The sequence below is a fragment of the Zoogloea sp. genome (genome assembly GCF_044344315.1).
Lineage (GTDB): Bacteria > Pseudomonadota > Gammaproteobacteria > Burkholderiales > Rhodocyclaceae > Zoogloea.
Genome location: NZ_JBIJDC010000037.1, coordinates 1 through 18,057, shown reverse-complemented (window position 1 = coordinate 18,057; position 18,057 = coordinate 1). Strand labels below are relative to the sequence as shown.

The following is an 18,057-nucleotide window of genomic DNA, read 5'->3' as shown; positions in this document are numbered from 1 at the left end:
CTGGTAGGAGATGGAAGGTGAAGGGCAGGGCGACGACGATGAGCCGCCGGTGCTTGCCGAGGTCCCTGGCGTGGATGGCGGTGGGTCAGCCTGGGAAGGGCAGGGGGGCGGCGAGCGGGGCGGCATCGAGCAATCCCGAGAAGCCCGCCTCGATCTGCGCCCGGGGCAGGTCCTGGACGATGAAGACAAGCCGGCTGTGGCCGTCGTCAAAAGGCGGCCCGGCGGGCCACTCGGGCAGCTGGATGGGCGGGTAGGCCATGTCGTGAACACCCTGGACCACCCAGGGGCGCGTATCGCCCGTGACCTTCAGCAGCCCCTTCATCCGCAGGACCTGGTCGCCACAGGTGTCGAGAAGTCGGCTCAGGCTGTCGATGAAGCGTACCCAGGGCAGCGGCCGGTCGAAGACCAGGGTGAAGCTCTGGACGCTGCCATCGTGGGAGGGAGGCACGTTGGCCGCCGCCCGCGGCGTGTAGCGGATGCCTGCCGCTGCGGGTGGCGCAAGCCAGCGGACCACGTCGGGCACTTTGCTGCCGGGGTCGTAGAGGCCACAGTCGATGATGGCCGAGGCCGCCACCGCTCCGCCGGAGACGTGAATCCGGCTTGCCCCGGGGTTGAGGGCGGCGAGATCCTGTTCCAGCGACGCGAGCTCGACGCTGCCTGCCAGGTCGCACTTGGTGATCAGCAGGCGGTCGGCCATGACGATCTGGCGCAGGGCTTCCCGATGACGCTGGATCTGGTCGCGGCCGAAGAGCGCATCCACCGCCGTGATGACCCCATCGAAACGGAAGCGCTCGGCCACGAAGAAATCGTTCATCAGTGCCTGGATCACCGGCACGGGATCGGCGAGGCCGGTGGTCTCGATGACGACCCGGTCAAAGACCGGGACTTCCTTGCGCAGTGCGCGCAGGAACAGGTCGGCCAGACTGCGGGTCAGCTCGCTCTTGACGGTACAGCACAGGCAGCCCGAGTCCAGAACCACGACGTTTCCGTCGATGCGTTCGACCAGATGGTGGTCTATGCCGACGGCGCCGAATTCGTTGATCAACACTGCCGCCCGGGCCATCTCCGGCTGACGCAGGAGATGGTTCAACAGGGTCGTCTTGCCTGCACCGAGAAAGCCGGTGAGCAGGGTGATGGGAGTCCGGGAGTCGTGCTCCTCGTGCTCATCCATGGGTCTGCTCCTCGCTGGCGAAGGCCCAGCGGGGGAAGGGGTCGGGCAGCTGCGTCCACGCAGCGGGGCTGCTGGCGTACTCGGTATCGTTCAGCAGGCAGGCGTCCAGGCGGGCGCGGAGGGCGGCTTCGTCCATGTCGATGCCGATCAGGACCAGCTCCTGCTGGGCATCACCGACGGCGTCGTCCCAGCGGGCACGGATGGCGGCCAGGCCTTCCTCGTCCTGGGGCCAGCGGTCCCGCGGCACGGCGGCCCACCACAGGCCGGCCAGCTCGTGACGGACCACCGCCCCGGCCTGGGACCAGCTGCCCACCATGGTGGGGCGGCTGGCCAGCCAGAAGTAGCCCTTGGAGCGCACTACGCCTGGCCACTCCTGGTTGATCCATTCGTGGAAGCGCTCGGGGTGGAAGGGACGCCGGGCCCGGTACACGAAGCTAGTGATGCCGTACTCCTCGGTTTCCGGCGCGTGCTCGCCGCGCAGTTCGGCCAGCCAGCCGGGCGCTTCGGCCGCGGCGGCGAAGTCGAAGCGCCCTGTGTCGAGGATGCGCTCCAGGGGCACCTGGCCGAAGCGGGCGCGGACGATGTCGGCGCGGGGATTGAGGTTCTTCAGCAGGCCGTCCAGGCGCTCCAGCTCGGCGGCGTCCAGCAGGTCGGTCTTGTTGAGGATGATGACGTCGCAGAATTCCACCTGATCCACCAGCAGGTTCACGACGGTGCGTTGATCTTCTTCGCCCAGGCTCTCGCCCCGGTCGGCCAGGTAGTCGGTGGAGCCGTAGTCGCGCAGGAAGTTGAAGGCATCGACGACGGTGACCAGGGTGTCGAGACGGGCGATGTCGGACAGGCTGACGCCGTTCTCGTCCCGGAAGGTGAAGGTTTCCGCCACCGGCAGCGGCTCCGAGATGCCGGTGGATTCGATGAGCAGGTAGTCGAAACGGCCTTCCTCTGCCAGGTGGCGGATCTCCACCAGCAGGTCTTCGCGCAGGGTGCAGCAGATGCAGCCATTGCTCATCTCGACCAGCTTCTCCTCGGACCGGGACAGCTCCGCTCCGCCCTCGGCCACCAGGCGGGCGTCGATGTTGACCTCCGACATGTCATTGACGATGACCGCCACCTTGAGGCCTTGCCGGTTGTGCAGGACGTGGTTGAGCAGGGTGGTCTTGCCGGCACCGAGGAAGCCGGACAGGACGGTGACGGGCAGTCTGGCCCGGGAGGACGGGGTCATGGGGTCTCCTTGTGGGAAATCGGGGCGGGCAGGGGAGGGCGTGGGGCGTCGAGGACTTCGATCCGGTCACCGCGCACGCCGTTGTAAAAGCAGCTGCGCCGCCCGGTATGGCAGGCGCCGCCGAGCTGGTCCACCTGCAGCAGCACGGCGTCGCCGTCGCAGTCGAAGCGGACATCGATGACACGTTGCCGGCAGCCGGAGGTCTCCCCTTTGCGCCACAGGTTGTGCCGGGAGCGGGACCAGTAGCAGGCCTGGCCCGTGCTCAGGGTTTCCGCAAGCGCCGCCCGGTTCATCCAGGCCAGCATCAACACCTCGCCCGAATCGTGTTGCTGGGCGATCGCGGTGATCAGACCATCCTGGTTCCAGGGCAGGGCGTCGAGCACGGCCTCCAGGGGGAGCTGACTGCCGGGAGGGGCACACTCAAGTCGGGTTAACATGGCAGCCTGACAATCTGTTTGAATTGCAATGTTATAACATTGCATTGCTGCCTGTGTGAACTCCCCCATGAATACTGCCGCCCCTTCCCCAGACGCTGTCGAAACCGGCTTCCTCGATCAGGCCGAAGCGAGCTGCCGCAGCCGTGGCGCCAGCCTGACGCCGATCCGGCGCCTGGTGCTGGCGCTGCTGCTGCGTCACCCCAGGGGCTTGAAGGCCTACGATCTGCTGGAGCGGATCAAGGCCGACAAGCCGGGGGCTTCGCCGCCCACCGTCTATCGAGCGCTGGATTTCCTGATCGAGCAGGGGCTGGCCCACAAGGTCGGGCGCATGAACCTCTTCGTGGCCTGCAGCCAGCACTGCCACCAGGCGCAGATGCCGGGCTTGTTCCTGGTGTGTCCGCGCTGCAATGGGGTGACGGAGTTGCAGGATGATGCGGTGATGGGGGCCCTGGCGGCCAGTCTGGCGGCGGCAGGGCATCAGCTGGAGAGCCCCGAGGTGGAGATCGGCGCGGTCTGCCCGGCCTGTCGGGCGACACCCTGAATGTCTCGGCCGCGGGTTTACAATGCAGCCCCGCCTTCGTTCCTTTCCCCGCCGTGCCTCCCGCTGAAACACCCTCCGTACTGGTACTGCCCAGCCCCTTCTTTTCCGACAGCGACACCATCCGCCTGCTCGAACCGGCGGATTGCGACACCCGCGCGGTGCTTGGCCAGGTGGTGTCGGGGGCCTACGACAAGCCCTTCGTGATCGACGACGGCACCACCCGCAGCCTGCATTTCTCGCTGTCCCTGATCCAGAGCACCATGAGCCTGAAGGACCCCTTCGCGCTGGAGCTGGACTACACCCAGGCGATGATGAGCTTCCTGCTCTTCCTGCCCAAGCCGCGCCATATGCTCATGCTGGGCCTCGGCGGCGGTTCGCTGGCCAAGTTCTGCTACCGGCACGTGGGGTCGGCGCGCATCACGGTGGTGGAGATCGACCCCCGGGTGATCGCCTTCCGTGACGAGTTCGAGTTGCCGCCCGACGATGCCCGCCTGCAGGTGCGGGAGGGCGACGGGGCGGATGCGGTGATCGAGAGCGCCGGCTGGGACGAGCGGCCCGACGTGATCATGATGGATGCCTTCGATCGCCATGGCCTGTCGGGCTCGGTGAGCTCGAGCTATTTCTATCAGACGGTGCATGACGCTCTTGCCGGGCGTGGCCTGATGGTGGCGAACCTGGCCGGTGAGCGGGCCGATCGGGAGGCCCATCTGGCGATGATCGCCGGCGTCTTCGATGACCGCGTGCTGAGCATCTCCCTGGCCGATGGCAACGACATCGTGCTGGCCATCCGTGCCCCGGGCTTCGCCCCGCGCTGGCGCGAGATCGGCAATCAGGCCAAGGCCCTGCGGGGGCGCACCGGGCTCGATTTTCCGAAATTTGCCGAGCGCCTGGAGCGCAGCCGGCGCCTGCGCTACGTGTAAGGCGCGCGTTGTAGTGGGCTCAGGCGCGTTCGATGCGCTGCCCGCCGCGCCGCTTGGCGCGCAGCATGCGGCCGTCGGCAATGCGCAGCAGGCCTTCGGCGCTGCTGGCGTCGTCGGGGAAAGTGGCGATGCCGAGGCTGGCGCCCAGCATGTTGCGGGGAGAGGGCTGGGCGAGGGGCTGATGCAGCACCGACAGGATCTTGGCGGCGACCGGTTCGGCGGCGCCGGCGCCGTCGAGCTCGGGTAGCAGAATCACGAAGGTATCACCCTCCAGGCGGGCCACCGTGTCGCAGGAGCGCACGCTGTGGCGCAGCCGGTCGGCCATTTCCACCAGGATTCTGTCGCCGGTGCCGTGGCCGGCCAGGTCGTTGATGCGCTTGAAGTCGTCCACATCCACCAGGATGACCCCAATGTGACCCTGGTAGCGCTGAGCGCGGGCGATGGACTGGGCCAGTCTGTCCATCAGCAGGCGGCGGTTGGGCAGGCCAGTAAGGGCGTCGTGGTAGGCCAGGAAGTAGATGCGTTCCCTGTCGCGGATCCGCTCGGTCACGTCCGTGGCGATTCCATGGTAGCCGACAAAGCCCCCGTGCTCGTCGTGCCGTGGCGTGCCGTTGAGCTGCAGGCGGCGTGGGGTATGGCTGCCGTCGGGGACGTCCACCTGCAGGTCGCGAAAGCCTTCCCTTTGCTCGAAAGTCCGGCGCAGGGTGCCATGGGCCGGGTGGGGGCTCTGACCGCTACGCTGGAACTGCCACCATTTGCGGCCGATTTGGCGCTGCAGGCTGTCGTCGGCGGAGAGCGCCAGCGGGGTGATCTGCATCAGACGGTGTTGGCCGTCGGTTTCCCAGTACCAGTCGGCGCAGTGCTGGAGCAGTGCCAGCAATTGGGTATGAGCCAGTTCGTCCCGGGCCTCGGCGCTGATTCGTTCGGTGATGTCGGCGGCCGTCCAGACGATGTGCGCCGACGTATCGCAGGAGCCGACCTTCCTGCCGGAGACTTCTGCCCAGAAGTCGCTGCCGTCCAGGCGGCGCAGGCGGGTGACGCCCCGGTAGGTTTCTCCGCGGCCGAGGGTGTCGATGGCCTTGCGGGCGTGTCGGCGCCATTCCTGGCGAGTGCCGAAGCAGACATCGAGGCGCCGTCCGGAGAGATCCGCCGGGCTGCAGTGCAGGACTTCCGGGAGGCGCTGGTTCCAGCGCTGGATGCGGTGCCCGCGGGAGAGCACGATGGCTTCACCGGTGTTGTCAAGCATGGCTTGCTGGAGCAGCTCGGCGGGACCTGCGTCAATCAAGGGGCGACCGCCCCGGGACGCAGCGAGGAGGTCGTTGAGGGTCAGGGCGATGAGCACGAACACGCCGAGGAATAAACTGGCGTGGGGCAGCGTGGCCGGCGGATTGACGACGGTCTGGATGAACAGGGGCAACTGCACGGCGGTGACGAACACCGCGCACGCGCTGCGGCTGGCGGCAAGGATGCCGGCGCCGGCCAGGGTGACGCCGCCGAGGGCCATGAACAGGATGGCCTGGGCCTGGGGGCCGGCCTCGTAGGGGCCGACCAGGGCCAGGCTTCCCCAAGCCCCGCCGCCCAACACCGCGATGGCAGAGAGAAGGTAGTGGCGCAGCAGGGGGTCGTGGATGGGCGTGCCGGGCTGGGCCAGGCGGGCCGGGTGGGTCAGGCCGATGAGGAGCCCCTGGAAGGCAATCAGCCCCAGCCACCATAGCAGGAGCAGCCCAGGGCTCGCCATATGGGACCACAGGCCGACCACCGTGACGATGCTGGCGAGCTGCCCGAGCAGATGAACCCGGCGGAGGTGGTGCAGGGCGAGCGAATGCCTCCTCGGACCGGCGGGTGCCGCCTGCGGCATATCCGGACGAAGGAGGGAAAGGCTGCCAGGTTTCATGCGGAAGGCGTTGGGTGCGTCGGCGTGGAGACTGGGAATGTCATGACTGGCGGGCTCTTTCGGACCTTGCCGAATCGCTGCCACAATGCCCTTGGGCGGGCTTTCCTAGGGCCGCACGGATTATCCGGGGGCATTGCTGGAAGCGGAATATGCCGAAAGTCATAGGGGTTTCGCTCAGATCGGGTAAGCGCCTGATTTGTTTAATGTTGTGTCTTTTGGGTGGGTGAAAATGCATGAAGAATAAGTCGTCGGGCGTGGCATCGGCAGCGCTGGTGGGGCGTTTCGCGCCATCGCCCACCGGGCCGCTGCACTTCGGCTCGATGGTTGCGGCCCTGGGCAGTTGCCTGTCGGTTCGCGCCAGGGGTGGGCGCTGGCTGTTGCGAATTGAGGATGTGGATGCACCGCGCAGTGTGCCGGGAGCGGCCGACGGCATCCTGCGCACCCTGGAGGCCTATGGTTTCGCCTGGGATGGCGAGGTGATCTGGCAGACCCGGCGTACGGCGGCCTATCAGGCAGCCTTTGCCCGCCTGGAGGCGGCAGGCATGCTCTTCGGCTGTGCATGTACGCGCAGGGAGATGGCCGATTCCTCCCTTGCCAGGGATGGCACCCGGCGCTATCCCGGCACTTGCCGTGCCGGGTTACCGGTGGGCCGTGAGGCCCGTGCCTGGCGCCTGCGGGTGCCCGCGGGTGGGGTCCGTTTCGAGGACGGGGTGCAGGGCCTGATCGAAGAGGATGTGGCCGCCGATGTGGGTGATTTTGTGCTGCTTCGTGCCGATGGCCTGTTTGCCTACCAGCTTGCGGTGGTGGTGGATGACGCGGAGGCGGGGGTGAGCGAAGTGGTGCGGGGGGCTGACCTGCTCGATTCGACGGCCCGCCAGATCGTGGTGCAGCGCCTGCTCGGCTACCCGACCCCGGCTTACGCCCATCTCCCTGTGGCCACCAACGCTGCAGGCGAGAAGCTGTCCAAGCAGACCCTGGCACGCAGTATCGAGAATCAGGAGCCGGCAGGCGTGTTGGTCGATGCTCTCGACTTTCTCGGCCAGGGGCCGCCGGGGGGGCTGGCGGAATCCGGTTTGGCGGCAGTCTGGCAGTGGGCCTTGGCCAACTGGTCCATGCAGCGGGTGCCGCGCCAGCGCCTTGCCCCTGCGTCTGCTTACGGTTGAGCCACGCCCGAGGCCTTCCGCCACGCTTCGAGCGCGGCAGGCAGGGCATCGATGGATTCGAATACAGTGATGTCGGGGAGCTTGCGGGCCGCGCCATGCAAGGCGGCGCCGCCCGCCCACAGGCTGATCTGCTCGGGCAGACCGCTGCGCAGGCTGCGCAGACCTTCGATGGCCTGGCGGGTCGGGTAGGCCGAACTGAAGGACACGGCGACGATGTCGAAGCGCCCGCTGGCGGCGGCGCTGCGGATGTCCTCCAGGGGCGTCTGGGTGCCCAGGGATACGCAACAGGCGCCTTCGGGCGTGATGGCAGCCTCGACCATCAGCAGGCCCAGCGCGTGCTGTTCTTCGGGGAAGGTGGTCAGCATCACCACCGGCCGAGCGCTGCGGGTCACTGCGTGAGTGCTGATGGCTGCCCGCAGGATGTTCTGGATCTGTTCGGTATACAAGTGTTCTTCGGGCACCTCCATCTCGCCGCGCAGCCAGGCATCACCCACCAGATGATTGAGCGGCGCGACCACCTCACAGACAAAGCGCTGCAGCCCGAGCTTCATCAGCAACTGCTGCAGGCTGCGGCGCAGGTCTTCATGGAGGTGCAGGCGCACGAACTTGAGGATGGCCGCGAACTGGGCTGTGCGTTCCGGGTCTCCGCTGTCCCGGGGCTTGCCGATCTCGTCGAGCATGCCCACCAGCGCCTGCAATTCGAGATTGATGATCTTGGCGGGGCGCAGGCCCTGATCAATCAAGCGTCGAAGCAGGCGTAGCTTGTCTACCTGGGCCAGCGGATAGACCCGCTCGCCGTTGGCATCCCGGGTTGGCTGAGGAAAGCCATAGCGGCGCTCCCAAACACGCAATGTGTCCTTGGCCAAACCGGTGTCACGTTCGACGGCGGCAATCGGCAAACCTGCAGGCTGGAGTGGAGTGTTCATATTTTGTCCTGGACAAAATGTTGACATCGAGATGATTTGATCCTAGTGTAGGGGTGTCGCCCCTAATTGTCCAGGACAAACATCATGCACACACAGAGTTTTGAAACCCCTGCGGGTATGCTCTTCTCCCTCTTGTTGATGGGTGCGGTGGCCTTTGGTGTCCAGCAGATGGCGGCGCAGCCGCATGTATTCGGCGCCTCGGCTGTGGCCCCCGAAACCGAGGCTGCCCCCGTTTCTGTCCAGGACGAAGACCTGGCGGTGAAGATTTTTCTGCATCAGAACGCCGGCCTGTGAGCAGGGGATGATCATGCTTGCCCTGTGCCGCCACATCCTCGTGCTTTCCCTGATGTTTGTCGCTGGTGCGGCCCATGCTGCCGCCGAAGCCTGCCCGGCCCTGCTCGACCATCGCTTTCCGCGACTCCAGGACGATGCGCCCCAGTCCCTGTGCCAATACAAGGGCAAGGTCGTGCTGGTGGTCAACACCGCCAGCTTCTGCGGTTTTACCAGCCAGTACGACGGGCTGGAGAAGATGTACGCCAAGTACCGGGAGCAGGGTCTGGTCGTAGTGGGCTTTCCGTCCAATGACTTCGGCAGCCAGGAGCCGGGCAGCAACAAGGAGATCGCCGATTTCTGTCGGCTGACCTACGGCGTCAAGTTTCCGATGTTTGCCAAGACTGACGTAACCGGCTCGTCTACCAACCCGCTCTACCGTCAGCTGGCGTCCCTCACCGGCGAGCGGCCGAAGTGGAATTTCCACAAATACCTGATCGATCGCAGTGGCCAGAAGGTGCTGAGCTTCCCCAGTACCACCTCACCGGACAGCCGCAGTCTGGTGAATGCAGTTGAAAAAGCCCTCGCAGACCGTCTCTGAACATCATTACCTACCCGCCCCAGACAGGAGAGTTCCCGTGAATGCACCCGAAAAGCTGCACCTTCCCGATGTCCAGGCCTCCCCGGACCTGCGCCAACTGGCCATTCAACGGGTCGGCGTTCGGGGGTTGCGCTACCCCCTGCGCTTTCTGGACAAGGAGGGGCAGGTCCAGCACACCGTGGCGAACCTCGAAATGACGGTTTTCCTGCCCCCCGAGGTCAAGGGTACCCACATGTCGCGCTTCGTCGAGATTCTGGAAAGCGAAAGGGCGGCACTGGACATGGCGGGTCTGCGTGATCTGATCAGCGAAACCCTGATCCATCTGGGGGCCCCGGCCGGGCGCATCGAGATGCGTTTCCCCTTCTTCATGCGCAAGCGTGCCCCGGTGAGCGGCGTCGAGAGTCTGCTCGACCTGGATGCCACGGTCAGCGTGGACAAGGCCTTCGGCCGCGAGGCGGAGCTGAGCATCAAGGTGGTGGTGCCGGTGACCAGCCTGTGCCCCTGCTCCAAGAAGATCTCCGACTACGGCGCCCACAACCAGCGCTCGCATCTGACCCTGAGCGCGCAGCTGAGGGAAGACATGAGCCTCGAGGAACTGGTGCGGATTGCCGAGGAGGAGGCGTCCTGCGAGATCTTCGGCCTGCTCAAGCGCCCTGACGAAAAGTGGGTCACCGAGCGTGCTTACGACAACCCCAAGTTCGTCGAGGACCTGGTGCGTGACGTGGCCCTGCGCCTGCGCGCGGAGCCGCGCATCGCGGCGTGGACGGTGGAGTCTGAAAACTTCGAGTCGATCCACAACCATTCGGCCTACGCCCTGATGGAAGGCCGCAACGGCTGAGAGCGTGTGAGTGAATCTGCCGAGCGGCCCGATTTCGCCCCTGCGATGCCCGGGACGAACCCGAACCGCTCGTTACCAATGTCCTCACCAGCGCTGAGCGCCAGAGTATTTCTTAGGAGTCGCCAATGGATCGTGGTCCGCTAGACAAGTTTGCTTCCCGCCCCCGGGAGGGTAGGCGCATCGCCGTGATCGGTGCCGGCATTGCCGGGCTGGCCAGCGCCTGGTTGCTCAGCCGTGAGCACGAGGTGGTGCTGTTTGAAGGCGGTGACTACCTGGGGGGGCACACCCACACGGTAGACGTTGAGGTGGACGGGCAGCGTTTTCCGGTGGATACGGGTTTTCTGGTCTTCAACCGGCGTACCTACCCCAACCTGTGCGCCCTGTTCGCCCTCCTCGGCGTCGACGCGGTGGAAAGCGAGATGTCCTTCGGCGTGAGCCTGACGGCGACCGACGTGGAGTGGGCCGGCAGCGATCTGGCCAGCCTCTTTGCCCAGCGCCGCAACCTGCTGCGGCCAGATTTCTGGCGCATGCTCCAGGACATCCGGCGTTTCAACCGGGAAACCACGCGCATGGCGCGGGAGGGCACGACCCCCGACATGGCCCTCGGTGACTATCTGGTGACCCATGGCTACAGCCACGCCTTTCGTGACTGGTATCTGATCCCCATGGCGGCGGCCATCTGGAGTTGCCCGACGCGCAGCATGATGGCCTATCCGCTGGCCACCTTCGTGCGCTTCTGCCACAACCACGGCCTGCTGCAGGTTTTTGACCGGCCGCGCTGGTACACGGTGAGAAACGGCGCGCGCAGCTACGTGGACAAGCTCCTGAGCGGTATTGGCGAGGTACGTGTGGCCACCCCGGTGCTGGAGGTGCGCCGCGAGGCGGGCTTCGGCGTGGCGGTGCGCACCCGCAGCGGGGTCGAGCGCTTCGACGAGGTGGTGTTCGCCTGCCACTCCGACCAGACCCTGGCCCTGCTCGGCGCCGACGCCAGCGAGGCCGAGCGCGCGGTGCTGGGGGCCGTGAAGTACCAGCACAACGATGCCTGGCTGCACACCGACACGCGCCTGCTGCCCCGTCGCCCCGGCGTGTGGTCCGCCTGGAACTACCTGTCCGGCCATGGCGCGCCGGGGGAGCGGCCGGTGTCGGTGTCCTATCTGCTCAATCGCCTGCAGCCTCTGCCGGTGAGCACGCCGGTGGTCCTGTCCCTCAATCCTCTCATCGAGCCTGCGGCCGACACCGTGCTGGGGCGCTACGCTTACGCCCACCCGGTTTTCGACCAGGGCGCCATTGATGCCCAGGCTCGCCTGCCGGCCCTGCAGGGGCAGCGAAACAGCTGGTTTGCCGGCGCCTGGACGGGCTATGGCTTCCATGAGGACGGGCTCAAGTCGGCCCTCGTCGTGGCTGCCGCCCTGGGTGTGGCGGCACCGTGGCAGGGCAGCGGCCACCACAGTGGGGCCGTGGCATGATGGAAACGCAGGCGTTCACACCAAAGGTGTGCATGGGCGCAGTCATGCACGAGCGCACCCGCCCGGTGCATAACCGCTTCACCTACCCCCTGGCCACCCTGCGTATTCCCCTTGGCAGCCTGAAGGGCCTGCGCGTGCCGCTGCTGGGCGTGGATCGCCCGGGCGTGTTCACCCTGCGCAGCCGTGACCACGGTGCTCGCAACGGCTCACCCTTGTTGCCCTGGATCCGCGATCTGCTTGAACGCAATGGGCTGGTCGAGGCCGACGGCGAGGTGGTGCTGCAGACCATGCCGCGCATGTTTGGCTTTCTGTTCAATCCCGTGAGCTTTTGGTTCTGCCATGACCGGCAGGGCGGTCTGCGCGCCGTGCTCGCCGAAGTCAGCAACACCTTCGGCGAGCATCACAACTATCTGGTGGCCCACCCGGACCACCGCCCCATCACCGCCGGTGACGAGCTGAAGGCCTGCAAGGTCTTTCACGTGTCGCCCTTCTTTCCGGTACGGGGCGAGTATCGCTTCCGCTTCTCCCGTCAGGGCGGGGTGGTGAGCACCGCCATCGACTACTGGGAGGGCGGCCACTGCCAGCTCGCCACCCGCCTGTCGGGCCGGGAGCAGCCCCTCACCGGCCGCGCTCTGCTGGGTTGGCTGGTGCGCCTGCCGCTGATGAGCTTCGGCGTGGTGGCCCGTATCCATTGGCAAGCCATGCGGCTCGCTCTCCGTCGCGTTCCCTTTTTCCGCAAACCCCATCCGCCCACCGAGGAGCTTTCGTCATGAACCGGCTGGAACACCCCTTTGTCGGCGCCGTTGCCGATCAGGCCGCGCATCTGCGCCGCGGCACCCGCCTCGTGCTGGGCCTCCTTGACAGCATCCAGGACGGCGCCATCGACATCCATCTGCGTGACGGCCTGACCCGGCGCGTTGGGCGTGGCCCCTGCGTGGCCCACATGCGCGTGGAGGATGAGCGTGTCTTCGACGACATCCTGGCAAAGGGCGACATCGGCTTTGCCGAAGCCTGGATGGACGGCGACTGGCAGACGCCTGATCTGCCCGCCTTGCTGACACTGCTGGCCCGCAACCGGGACACCCTGCAGCGCGCCATCCACGGCAAGGCCTGGCGCCTGATCGGCCATCGCCTCACCCACCTGCTGCGGGCCAACACCCGGGCCGGCTCCCAGCGCAACATCCAGGCCCACTACGACCTGGGCAACGACTTCTACCGCCTGTGGCTGGACCCGGGCATGACCTACTCCAGCGCCCTCGGCCTGGGGGCCGGCGAAACCCTGGATGCGGCCCAGCGCCGCAAGTACCGCAACATCCTCGACACCCTGGACGTCCGGCCCGGGCAGGTGATTCTCGAGATCGGCTGCGGCTGGGGTGGCTTCGCCGAGATCGCGGTGCAGGAGTACGGCTGCCGCGTGCTCGGCCTGACCCTGTCGAAGGAGCAGCTGGCCTGGGCGCGGCAGCGGGCGAAGCACGGCGGCTGGGCCGGTGAGGCGGACTTCGAGCTGTGCGACTACCGTGACGTGCGCGGCACTTACGACCACATCGTCTCCATCGAGATGATGGAGGCGGTGGGCGAGCGCTTCTGGCCGGGTTACTTCGCCCAGATCCATGACCGCCTCAAGCCCGGCGGCCGCGCCGTGGTGCAGACCATCACCATCGCCGATGCGCTCTTCCCCAGCTACCGCAAGGGCACCGATTTCATCCAGCGCTATGTCTTCCCGGGCGGCATGCTGCCCAGCCCGGATATCGTCCGGCGTCAGGCTGCCAAGGCTGGTCTGGCCGTGAGCGCAGACCTGGCTTTTGGCCTGGATTACGCAGAAACCCTGGTGCACTGGCAGCGGCGCTTCGAAGCGGCGCTGCCGGCGGTGCGCGAGCTGGGCTACGACGAGCGCTTCGTGCGTCTGTGGCGCTTCTACCTGGCCTATTGCGAGGCCGGCTTCCGGGCCGGCAGCGTCGATGTGCATCAGTTTGCCTTCGGCCATGCTCCGGCTGCGTAAGCTCATCCTGCTGGCGGCGCTGGCAGGCGCCGTGCTTCCAGTGCAGGCCAGCCTGCCCGAGCCGGTGAAGGCCCTGGCGCCCGCCTGGCGCAACCTGGGCAGCGGTGACGCCAGCTTCCTCGGCCTGCGCCTTTACGGCGCGAGCCTGTGGGTGAGTGGCCAAGCCTACCGGGAGGATGCCCCCTTCGCCCTGGTCCTCACCTACGCCCGTGCCTTTTCCCGGGACACCCTGGTGTCCACCAGCCTGGACGAGATGCGTCGCCTCGGTGGTGGCGACGAGGCCCGCCTGGCCCGCTGGAAGAGCGATCTGGAGCGGGTCTTTCCGGACGTGGCCGCCGGAGAGACCATCGTGGGTGTGCACCTGCCCGGCCGAGGTGCGGCCTTCTATCACCAGGGGCGGCTATCCGGAGAGGTTGCCGACCCGGCTTTCTCCCGGGCCTTCTTTGCCATCTGGCTCGACAGCCGCACCCGGGTGCCGGCCCTGCGCAGCCGCCTGCTCGGGCCGCCGTCTTGAGCGCCGCGCCCGTGCGCCTGCTGGGCCTGCGCTACGGTCTGCTGGGCTTGCCCCTGGCCTTCGCGGCGCTGCCCATCTACGTGCACGTACCCAAGCTGTATGCGGATCAGGCCGGGCTGAGCCTAGCCCTGGTGGGGGCAATCCTGCTGCTGACCCGGGTCGTCGACGCCCTCAGCGACCCCTTGATCGGCTGGGTGTCTGACCGTTTTTCGAGCCGGCGACGGCTCATCGCCCTGGCCCTGCCCCTGCTGGCCGTGGGCGTGGGCGGCCTGCTGGCGCCGCCCCCCGGGGCGGGCGGCCTGTGGCTGGCGAGCTTGCTGGTGGTGGTGACCTTCGGCTACTCGGTGGCCACCATCAACCACGGGGCCTGGGGCGCCGAGCTGGGCGAGAGCAGCGACATGCGCACCCGTCTGGTGGCGACACGGGAGGGCTTCGGGCTCCTCGGCGTGTTGCTGGCGGCGGCGTTGCCGGGTGTGCTGGCCGCCACCATGGAGGCCGGGCTGGCGCGGACGGGAGGGGTGTTCGTGGCCGTCCTGGCACTGGTGGCGATGGTCAGCCTGCCGGGCATGCCCGCCGGCCGGCGCCCCGTGGCCCGGCAGGAGAACCCCTGGGCAGCCCTGCGCGGCGCCCTCGCCGACAGGCCTTTCGCTGCGCTGCTGGGGGTGTTTGCCCTCAACGGGATCGCCGCGGCAGTGCCGGCGTCGACGGTGCTGTTCTTCGTGGCCGACGTGGTCCAGCGGGAGGATCTGTCGGGGCTGTTCCTGGCCATCTATTTTCTGGCCGGTGCCGCCGGCCTGCCGGTGTGGGTGAGCCTGGCCCGGCGGGTGGGCAAGGCGCGAGCCTGGCTGGCCGGCATGGGGCTGGCCGTGGCGGTGTTTGCCTGGGCTGCGCTGATCGGCCCCGGCGACACGTTGGCCTTTGGCGCGATTTGCGTGCTCTCCGGCCTGGCTCTGGGTGCTGATCTGGCCCTGCCGCCGGCCCTGCTCGCCGATCAGCTGGCGCGCCGTGCGGAGGGGCGCGCCGGGGCCTGTTTCGGCTGGTGGGCTTTCGTCACCAAGGCCAACCTGGCCCTCGCGGCTGGGCTGGCCTTGCCGCTGTTGGGCTTTCTCGGCTACGCGCCGGGGGCCCGGGACGCAGGTGCCACGGCGGCTTTGTCGGCCGTGTATGCCGTGGTGCCTCTGGTACTCAAACTAATGGCGGCTGCCGCCCTGTGGCGTTGGCGCCGGATCATGGAAGGGGAAACGCAATGAGCAAACTGGCCATCCTGCTGGCAGGCTTCGTCGGGCTTGGCGGCTGTGCATCGGTGGAGGTGGCGGACTACGCCACCGAGAAGCCCGAGCTCGACCTGACCCGCTATTTCAACGGCACCCTCGACGCCGACGGCATCTTCCAGGACCGCTCCGGCAAGGTGGTGAAGCGCTTTCATGTGCTGATCGATGCCCGCTGGGCGGGCAACACCGGCACTCTGGACGAGCGCTTCACCTACTCGGACGGCAGTACCCAGCGCCGGGTGTGGACCCTGACCCGGCTGGATGCCCACCGCTACACTGGCAAGGCCGATGACGTGGTCGGCGAGGCGAGCGGCGAAGCCCGCGGCAATGCACTACGCTGGAAGTATGTGATGGCCCTGCCGGTGGACGGCAAGGTTTACAACGTGGACTTCGATGACTGGATGTTCCTGATGGATGACCGGGTGATGCTCAACCGTTCGGTGATGAGCAAGTTCGGCTTCCACCTGGGTGAAGTAACCCTGAGTTTCCGCAAACGCGACTAGACATGAGCATGGGCTGGTTTGATCCGCTGAACACTCCGATCACCGACTGGCAGGGCCGGCGGGTGTGGATCGTCGGTGCCTCCTCGGGCATAGGCGCTGCGTTGGCCGCAGAGCTGGATGCCCGTGGCGCACGTCTGGCTCTGTCGGCGCGTAGTGCCGAGCGGCTGCAGCAGGTGGCCAGCGGGCTGCGTGATGCCCTGGTGCTGCCCCTGGACGTGACCGACGCAGGCGCCTTCACCCCGGCCATGATGCAGTTGCTCGACGCCTGGGGCGGGGTGGATCTGGTCATCCTCAACGCTGGCACCTACATGCCCCTGCGGGCCTGGGATCTGACCACCGACAACGCCCGCCACACGGTGCACACCAACCTCCTCGGGGTGATGGACGGCGTGGCCGCGGCGCTGCCACAACTGCTCCGCCAGGGCCACGGGGCGCTGGCCATCGTTGGCAGCGTGGCCGGCTACCGGGGCCTGCCCAAGGCCCTGGCCTATGGGCCGAGCAAGGCAGCGCTGATCAACTTTGCCGAAACCCTGTATCTCGACCTTGCTCCGAAAGGAGTGTCGGTGTTCCTGATCAACCCCGGCTTCGTGGCCACGCCGCTCACGGCCCAGAACGATTTCGAGATGCCGGCGCTGATCTCCGCTGCGGATGCCGCGGCGCGCATCGTCAAGGGCTTCGCCAGCGGTGCCTTCGAGATCCACTTCCCGCGCCGTTTCACCCGGGTCCTGAAGCTGCTGGGCATCCTGCCCGACCGGCTCTACTTCCGCCTGATCGCCCGGAGCACCGGCCTGTGAACGACACGCATCAAGCCGTGGCGCGGGTGGTCGAGTTCTACGAAACCCTGTCCCCCGACAGCCTGGCCCGCATTGCCGAGGTGTACGCCGCCGATGCCCGTTTCAAGGACCCCTTCAATGAGGTGTGCGGCCTGTCAGCCATCGAGAAGGTGTTCCGCCACATGTACGAGCAGGTGCAGGAGCCGCGCTTCCGGGTGAGCAGCCGCATGGGGGAGGGCGACGAAGCCTGGCTCGCCTGGGAGTTCGAGTTCCGCTTCCGGGGCTGGAAGGAGGCCGAACTGCAGTGCATCCGTGGTGCCACCCACCTGCGTTTTGCCGCCGACGGCCGGGTGGCGACCCACCGGGACTACTGGGATACCGGCGAGGAACTGTATGCCCGTCTGCCCCTGCTCGGCACGCTGATGCGCTGGTTGCGGGGGCGTCTGGCCGCCCGTTGAGCCCATGCCATCAGGCTGGATCAACCCCTATGGGCTGACTTTGTGAACGATTGATTCGGGCTGTGCCGATGCCATGATGTTTAACCCCTTGCTGCAGCGCGATCTTTAGAATCTGCACTCGATTCCCTGCGTGGCAATTCGTCCGCATGTTCTTGGATTGGAGGGAGCAGCAAAATGTCTCTGCAGAGGCATGGTGACTTCACTTTTCAGCCTTACGCGGTGCTGCGTCGTGACAACGACGGCAAGTGGGACGGCTGGTACGACCTCTTTGCCAAGAACGGGCGTCTGCTGCGCAGCTTTGTGCGTGTGCCGTCCCGGGAAGGCTTCGACGACCCCGAGCTGGCCTGCCAGGCGGCCGAGATCCTGGCTGAATGGGACATCGAGGCCGGCTATGGCATGAGGCGCACCAGCGCCGGTCGTTAGGCCCAGGCTTTTCTTCAGCCCACTGGCCGGTTTCCGGCCAGTTTCAGTTTTCCCGTCTTTCCAGCCGCAGGCGCAGGGCCGCCACACCGGCGGCGAGCAGGCGGTTCTCCAGGGTCCGCAGCCAGCGCACCCGGGCCAGCAGCAGGGCCAGCAAGCCGTCGTCCGTGCCCCCGCCCTGTTCCGCCAGCAGGCGCAGGCGGGCCCCCCGGGGGGCCGTCAGCCCGATCCAGCCGTCCTCTTCCAGCACATGACAGCAGCCCGCCTCGACCTGGCGGCGTGGCGTCAGCATCTGCGCGCCCAGCCAGCGGGGCGGCCCGTCCAGCAGTACCAGGCCTTCTTCCACTACCAGCACGCTGCCTGCTGCCGCGTGGCACAGGTGGCGCTGGGCGGGGCCGAGTTGCAATGTTGCGTCCGGTTTGAGGGGGGTCGGGTCCATGGCGGGCTCCGTGAGTGGGGATGGCTACAGATTACGGATCCCCGGCGCTGTCCGTCAGACACAGCAATCGCCTTTCTGTATCGGTTCAGCAGCATCTTTTGAAGCCTGTTATGGTGCGCTTTTAGCCCGTCTGTACCTGTGGCCTCCGCCTGGCTTCGGGGATGATCGCGCCATGGAATCCGAACTCCCCGATACCCTGCTTTACGCCCAGGTGGCCGCCCACTACCGCCG

21 protein-coding genes are annotated in these 18,057 nt (G+C 67.0%); 15 read left to right on the top strand and 6 right to left on the bottom strand.

Annotation, left to right across the window (positions count from 1 at the left end):
* Positions 1 to 85 precede the first annotated feature (85 nt).
* The 3 genes from ACIQ09_RS10185 to hisI are packed head-to-tail and all read right to left on the bottom strand — an operon-like array spanning position 86 to position 2,830.
* Entirely contained in the window at positions 86 to 1,171 is a 1,086-nt protein-coding gene (locus ACIQ09_RS10185; RefSeq protein ID WP_398308816.1) for a CobW family GTP-binding protein, read from the bottom strand.
* Positions 1,164 to 2,393 carry a zinc metallochaperone GTPase ZigA gene (zigA, locus tag ACIQ09_RS10180; protein ID WP_398308814.1) on the bottom strand — a complete coding sequence of 410 codons (1,230 nt, stop codon included), beginning with the start codon at positions 2,391 to 2,393 and terminating at the stop codon, positions 1,164 to 1,166. Before zigA ends, ACIQ09_RS10185 begins: the two co-directional genes overlap by 8 nt.
* Positions 2,390 to 2,830, bottom strand: a complete 441-nt coding sequence (gene hisI / locus ACIQ09_RS10175) for a phosphoribosyl-AMP cyclohydrolase (protein WP_398308812.1) — start codon at positions 2,828 to 2,830, stop codon at positions 2,390 to 2,392. The genes zigA and hisI overlap by 4 nt, the downstream gene beginning before the upstream one ends.
* A 67-nt stretch (positions 2,831 to 2,897) precedes the next feature.
* On the opposite strand from hisI, the gene ACIQ09_RS10170 reads away from it, so the two are divergent.
* Together ACIQ09_RS10170 and ACIQ09_RS10165 are read left to right on the top strand one after the other, a co-directional pair.
* Entirely contained in the window at positions 2,898 to 3,371 is a 474-nt protein-coding gene (locus tag ACIQ09_RS10170; RefSeq protein WP_398308810.1) for a transcriptional repressor, read from the top strand.
* Positions 3,372 to 3,424: 53 nt separating this feature from the next.
* The gene (locus tag ACIQ09_RS10165; RefSeq protein WP_398308808.1) at positions 3,425 to 4,291 is read left to right on the top strand and encodes a spermidine synthase-like protein; all 867 of its coding nucleotides are present in this window, start codon (positions 3,425 to 3,427) and stop codon (positions 4,289 to 4,291) included.
* A gap of 19 nt (positions 4,292 to 4,310) precedes the next feature.
* Here ACIQ09_RS10165 and ACIQ09_RS10160 read toward each other — a convergent pair whose 3' ends face one another.
* Positions 4,311 to 6,185, bottom strand: coding sequence for a diguanylate cyclase domain-containing protein (locus ACIQ09_RS10160; protein WP_398308805.1), 1,875 nt, complete (start codon positions 6,183 to 6,185; stop codon positions 4,311 to 4,313).
* A gap of 233 nt (positions 6,186 to 6,418) precedes the next feature.
* On the opposite strand from ACIQ09_RS10160, the gene gluQRS reads away from it, so the two are divergent.
* On the top strand, positions 6,419 to 7,348 hold the full coding sequence (gene gluQRS / locus ACIQ09_RS10155; protein WP_398308803.1) for a tRNA glutamyl-Q(34) synthetase GluQRS: 930 nt from the start codon (positions 6,419 to 6,421) through the stop codon (positions 7,346 to 7,348).
* On the opposite strand, the gene ACIQ09_RS10150 is transcribed toward gluQRS, so the two are convergent.
* The gene (locus ACIQ09_RS10150) at positions 7,339 to 8,274 is read right to left on the bottom strand and encodes a MerR family transcriptional regulator (protein WP_398308801.1); all 936 of its coding nucleotides are present in this window, start codon (positions 8,272 to 8,274) and stop codon (positions 7,339 to 7,341) included. The genes gluQRS and ACIQ09_RS10150 overlap by 10 nt on opposite strands.
* A gap of 84 nt (positions 8,275 to 8,358) precedes the next feature.
* On the opposite strand from ACIQ09_RS10150, the gene ACIQ09_RS10145 reads away from it, so the two are divergent.
* The 12 genes from ACIQ09_RS10145 to ACIQ09_RS10090 all read left to right on the top strand — a co-directional run bounded on the left by ACIQ09_RS10145 (position 8,359) and on the right by ACIQ09_RS10090 (position 17,390).
* Positions 8,359 to 8,568 (top strand): hypothetical protein, encoded by a 210-nt coding sequence (locus ACIQ09_RS10145; protein WP_398308799.1) that lies wholly within the window; start codon positions 8,359 to 8,361, stop codon positions 8,566 to 8,568.
* 13 nt (positions 8,569 to 8,581) lie between these two features.
* Positions 8,582 to 9,145, top strand: coding sequence for a glutathione peroxidase (locus tag ACIQ09_RS10140; protein ID WP_398308797.1), 564 nt, complete (start codon positions 8,582 to 8,584; stop codon positions 9,143 to 9,145).
* Positions 9,146 to 9,182: 37 nt separating this feature from the next.
* Positions 9,183 to 9,983: a GTP cyclohydrolase FolE2 gene (gene folE2, locus ACIQ09_RS10135; protein ID WP_398308795.1), complete on the top strand. Its 801-nt coding sequence runs from the start codon at positions 9,183 to 9,185 to the stop codon at positions 9,981 to 9,983.
* Positions 9,984 to 10,108: 125 nt separating this feature from the next.
* Entirely contained in the window at positions 10,109 to 11,449 is a 1,341-nt protein-coding gene (locus ACIQ09_RS10130; RefSeq protein ID WP_398308793.1) for an NAD(P)/FAD-dependent oxidoreductase, read from the top strand.
* Positions 11,446 to 12,222 carry a DUF1365 domain-containing protein gene (locus tag ACIQ09_RS10125; RefSeq protein ID WP_398308791.1) on the top strand — a complete coding sequence of 259 codons (777 nt, stop codon included), beginning with the start codon at positions 11,446 to 11,448 and terminating at the stop codon, positions 12,220 to 12,222. The genes ACIQ09_RS10130 and ACIQ09_RS10125 overlap by 4 nt, the downstream gene beginning before the upstream one ends.
* Positions 12,219 to 13,448: a class I SAM-dependent methyltransferase gene (locus ACIQ09_RS10120; RefSeq protein ID WP_398308789.1), complete on the top strand. Its 1,230-nt coding sequence runs from the start codon at positions 12,219 to 12,221 to the stop codon at positions 13,446 to 13,448. Before ACIQ09_RS10125 ends, ACIQ09_RS10120 begins: the two co-directional genes overlap by 4 nt.
* A complete protein-coding gene (locus ACIQ09_RS10115; protein ID WP_398308787.1) occupies positions 13,432 to 13,962 on the top strand; it encodes a chalcone isomerase family protein in 531 nt (176 codons plus the stop codon). The genes ACIQ09_RS10120 and ACIQ09_RS10115 overlap by 17 nt, the downstream gene beginning before the upstream one ends.
* Positions 13,959 to 15,212: an MFS transporter gene (locus ACIQ09_RS10110; protein WP_398308785.1), complete on the top strand. Its 1,254-nt coding sequence runs from the start codon at positions 13,959 to 13,961 to the stop codon at positions 15,210 to 15,212. Before ACIQ09_RS10115 ends, ACIQ09_RS10110 begins: the two co-directional genes overlap by 4 nt.
* A complete protein-coding gene (locus ACIQ09_RS10105) occupies positions 15,209 to 15,736 on the top strand; it encodes a DUF3833 domain-containing protein (protein ID WP_398308783.1) in 528 nt (175 codons plus the stop codon). Before ACIQ09_RS10110 ends, ACIQ09_RS10105 begins: the two co-directional genes overlap by 4 nt.
* A 2-nt stretch (positions 15,737 to 15,738) precedes the next feature.
* Complete coding sequence (locus ACIQ09_RS10100) at positions 15,739 to 16,530, top strand: SDR family NAD(P)-dependent oxidoreductase (protein WP_398308781.1); 792 nt, start codon at positions 15,739 to 15,741, stop codon at positions 16,528 to 16,530.
* Positions 16,527 to 16,967 carry a nuclear transport factor 2 family protein gene (locus tag ACIQ09_RS10095; RefSeq protein WP_398308779.1) on the top strand — a complete coding sequence of 147 codons (441 nt, stop codon included), beginning with the start codon at positions 16,527 to 16,529 and terminating at the stop codon, positions 16,965 to 16,967. Before ACIQ09_RS10100 ends, ACIQ09_RS10095 begins: the two co-directional genes overlap by 4 nt.
* 174 nt (positions 16,968 to 17,141) lie before the next feature.
* Positions 17,142 to 17,390 (top strand): hypothetical protein, encoded by a 249-nt coding sequence (locus tag ACIQ09_RS10090; protein WP_398308777.1) that lies wholly within the window; start codon positions 17,142 to 17,144, stop codon positions 17,388 to 17,390.
* A 43-nt stretch (positions 17,391 to 17,433) separates the two neighbouring features.
* On the opposite strand, the gene ACIQ09_RS10085 is transcribed toward ACIQ09_RS10090, so the two are convergent.
* The gene (locus ACIQ09_RS10085; RefSeq protein ID WP_398308775.1) at positions 17,434 to 17,826 is read right to left on the bottom strand and encodes a hypothetical protein; all 393 of its coding nucleotides are present in this window, start codon (positions 17,824 to 17,826) and stop codon (positions 17,434 to 17,436) included.
* Positions 17,827 to 18,057: the final 231 nt, after the last annotated feature.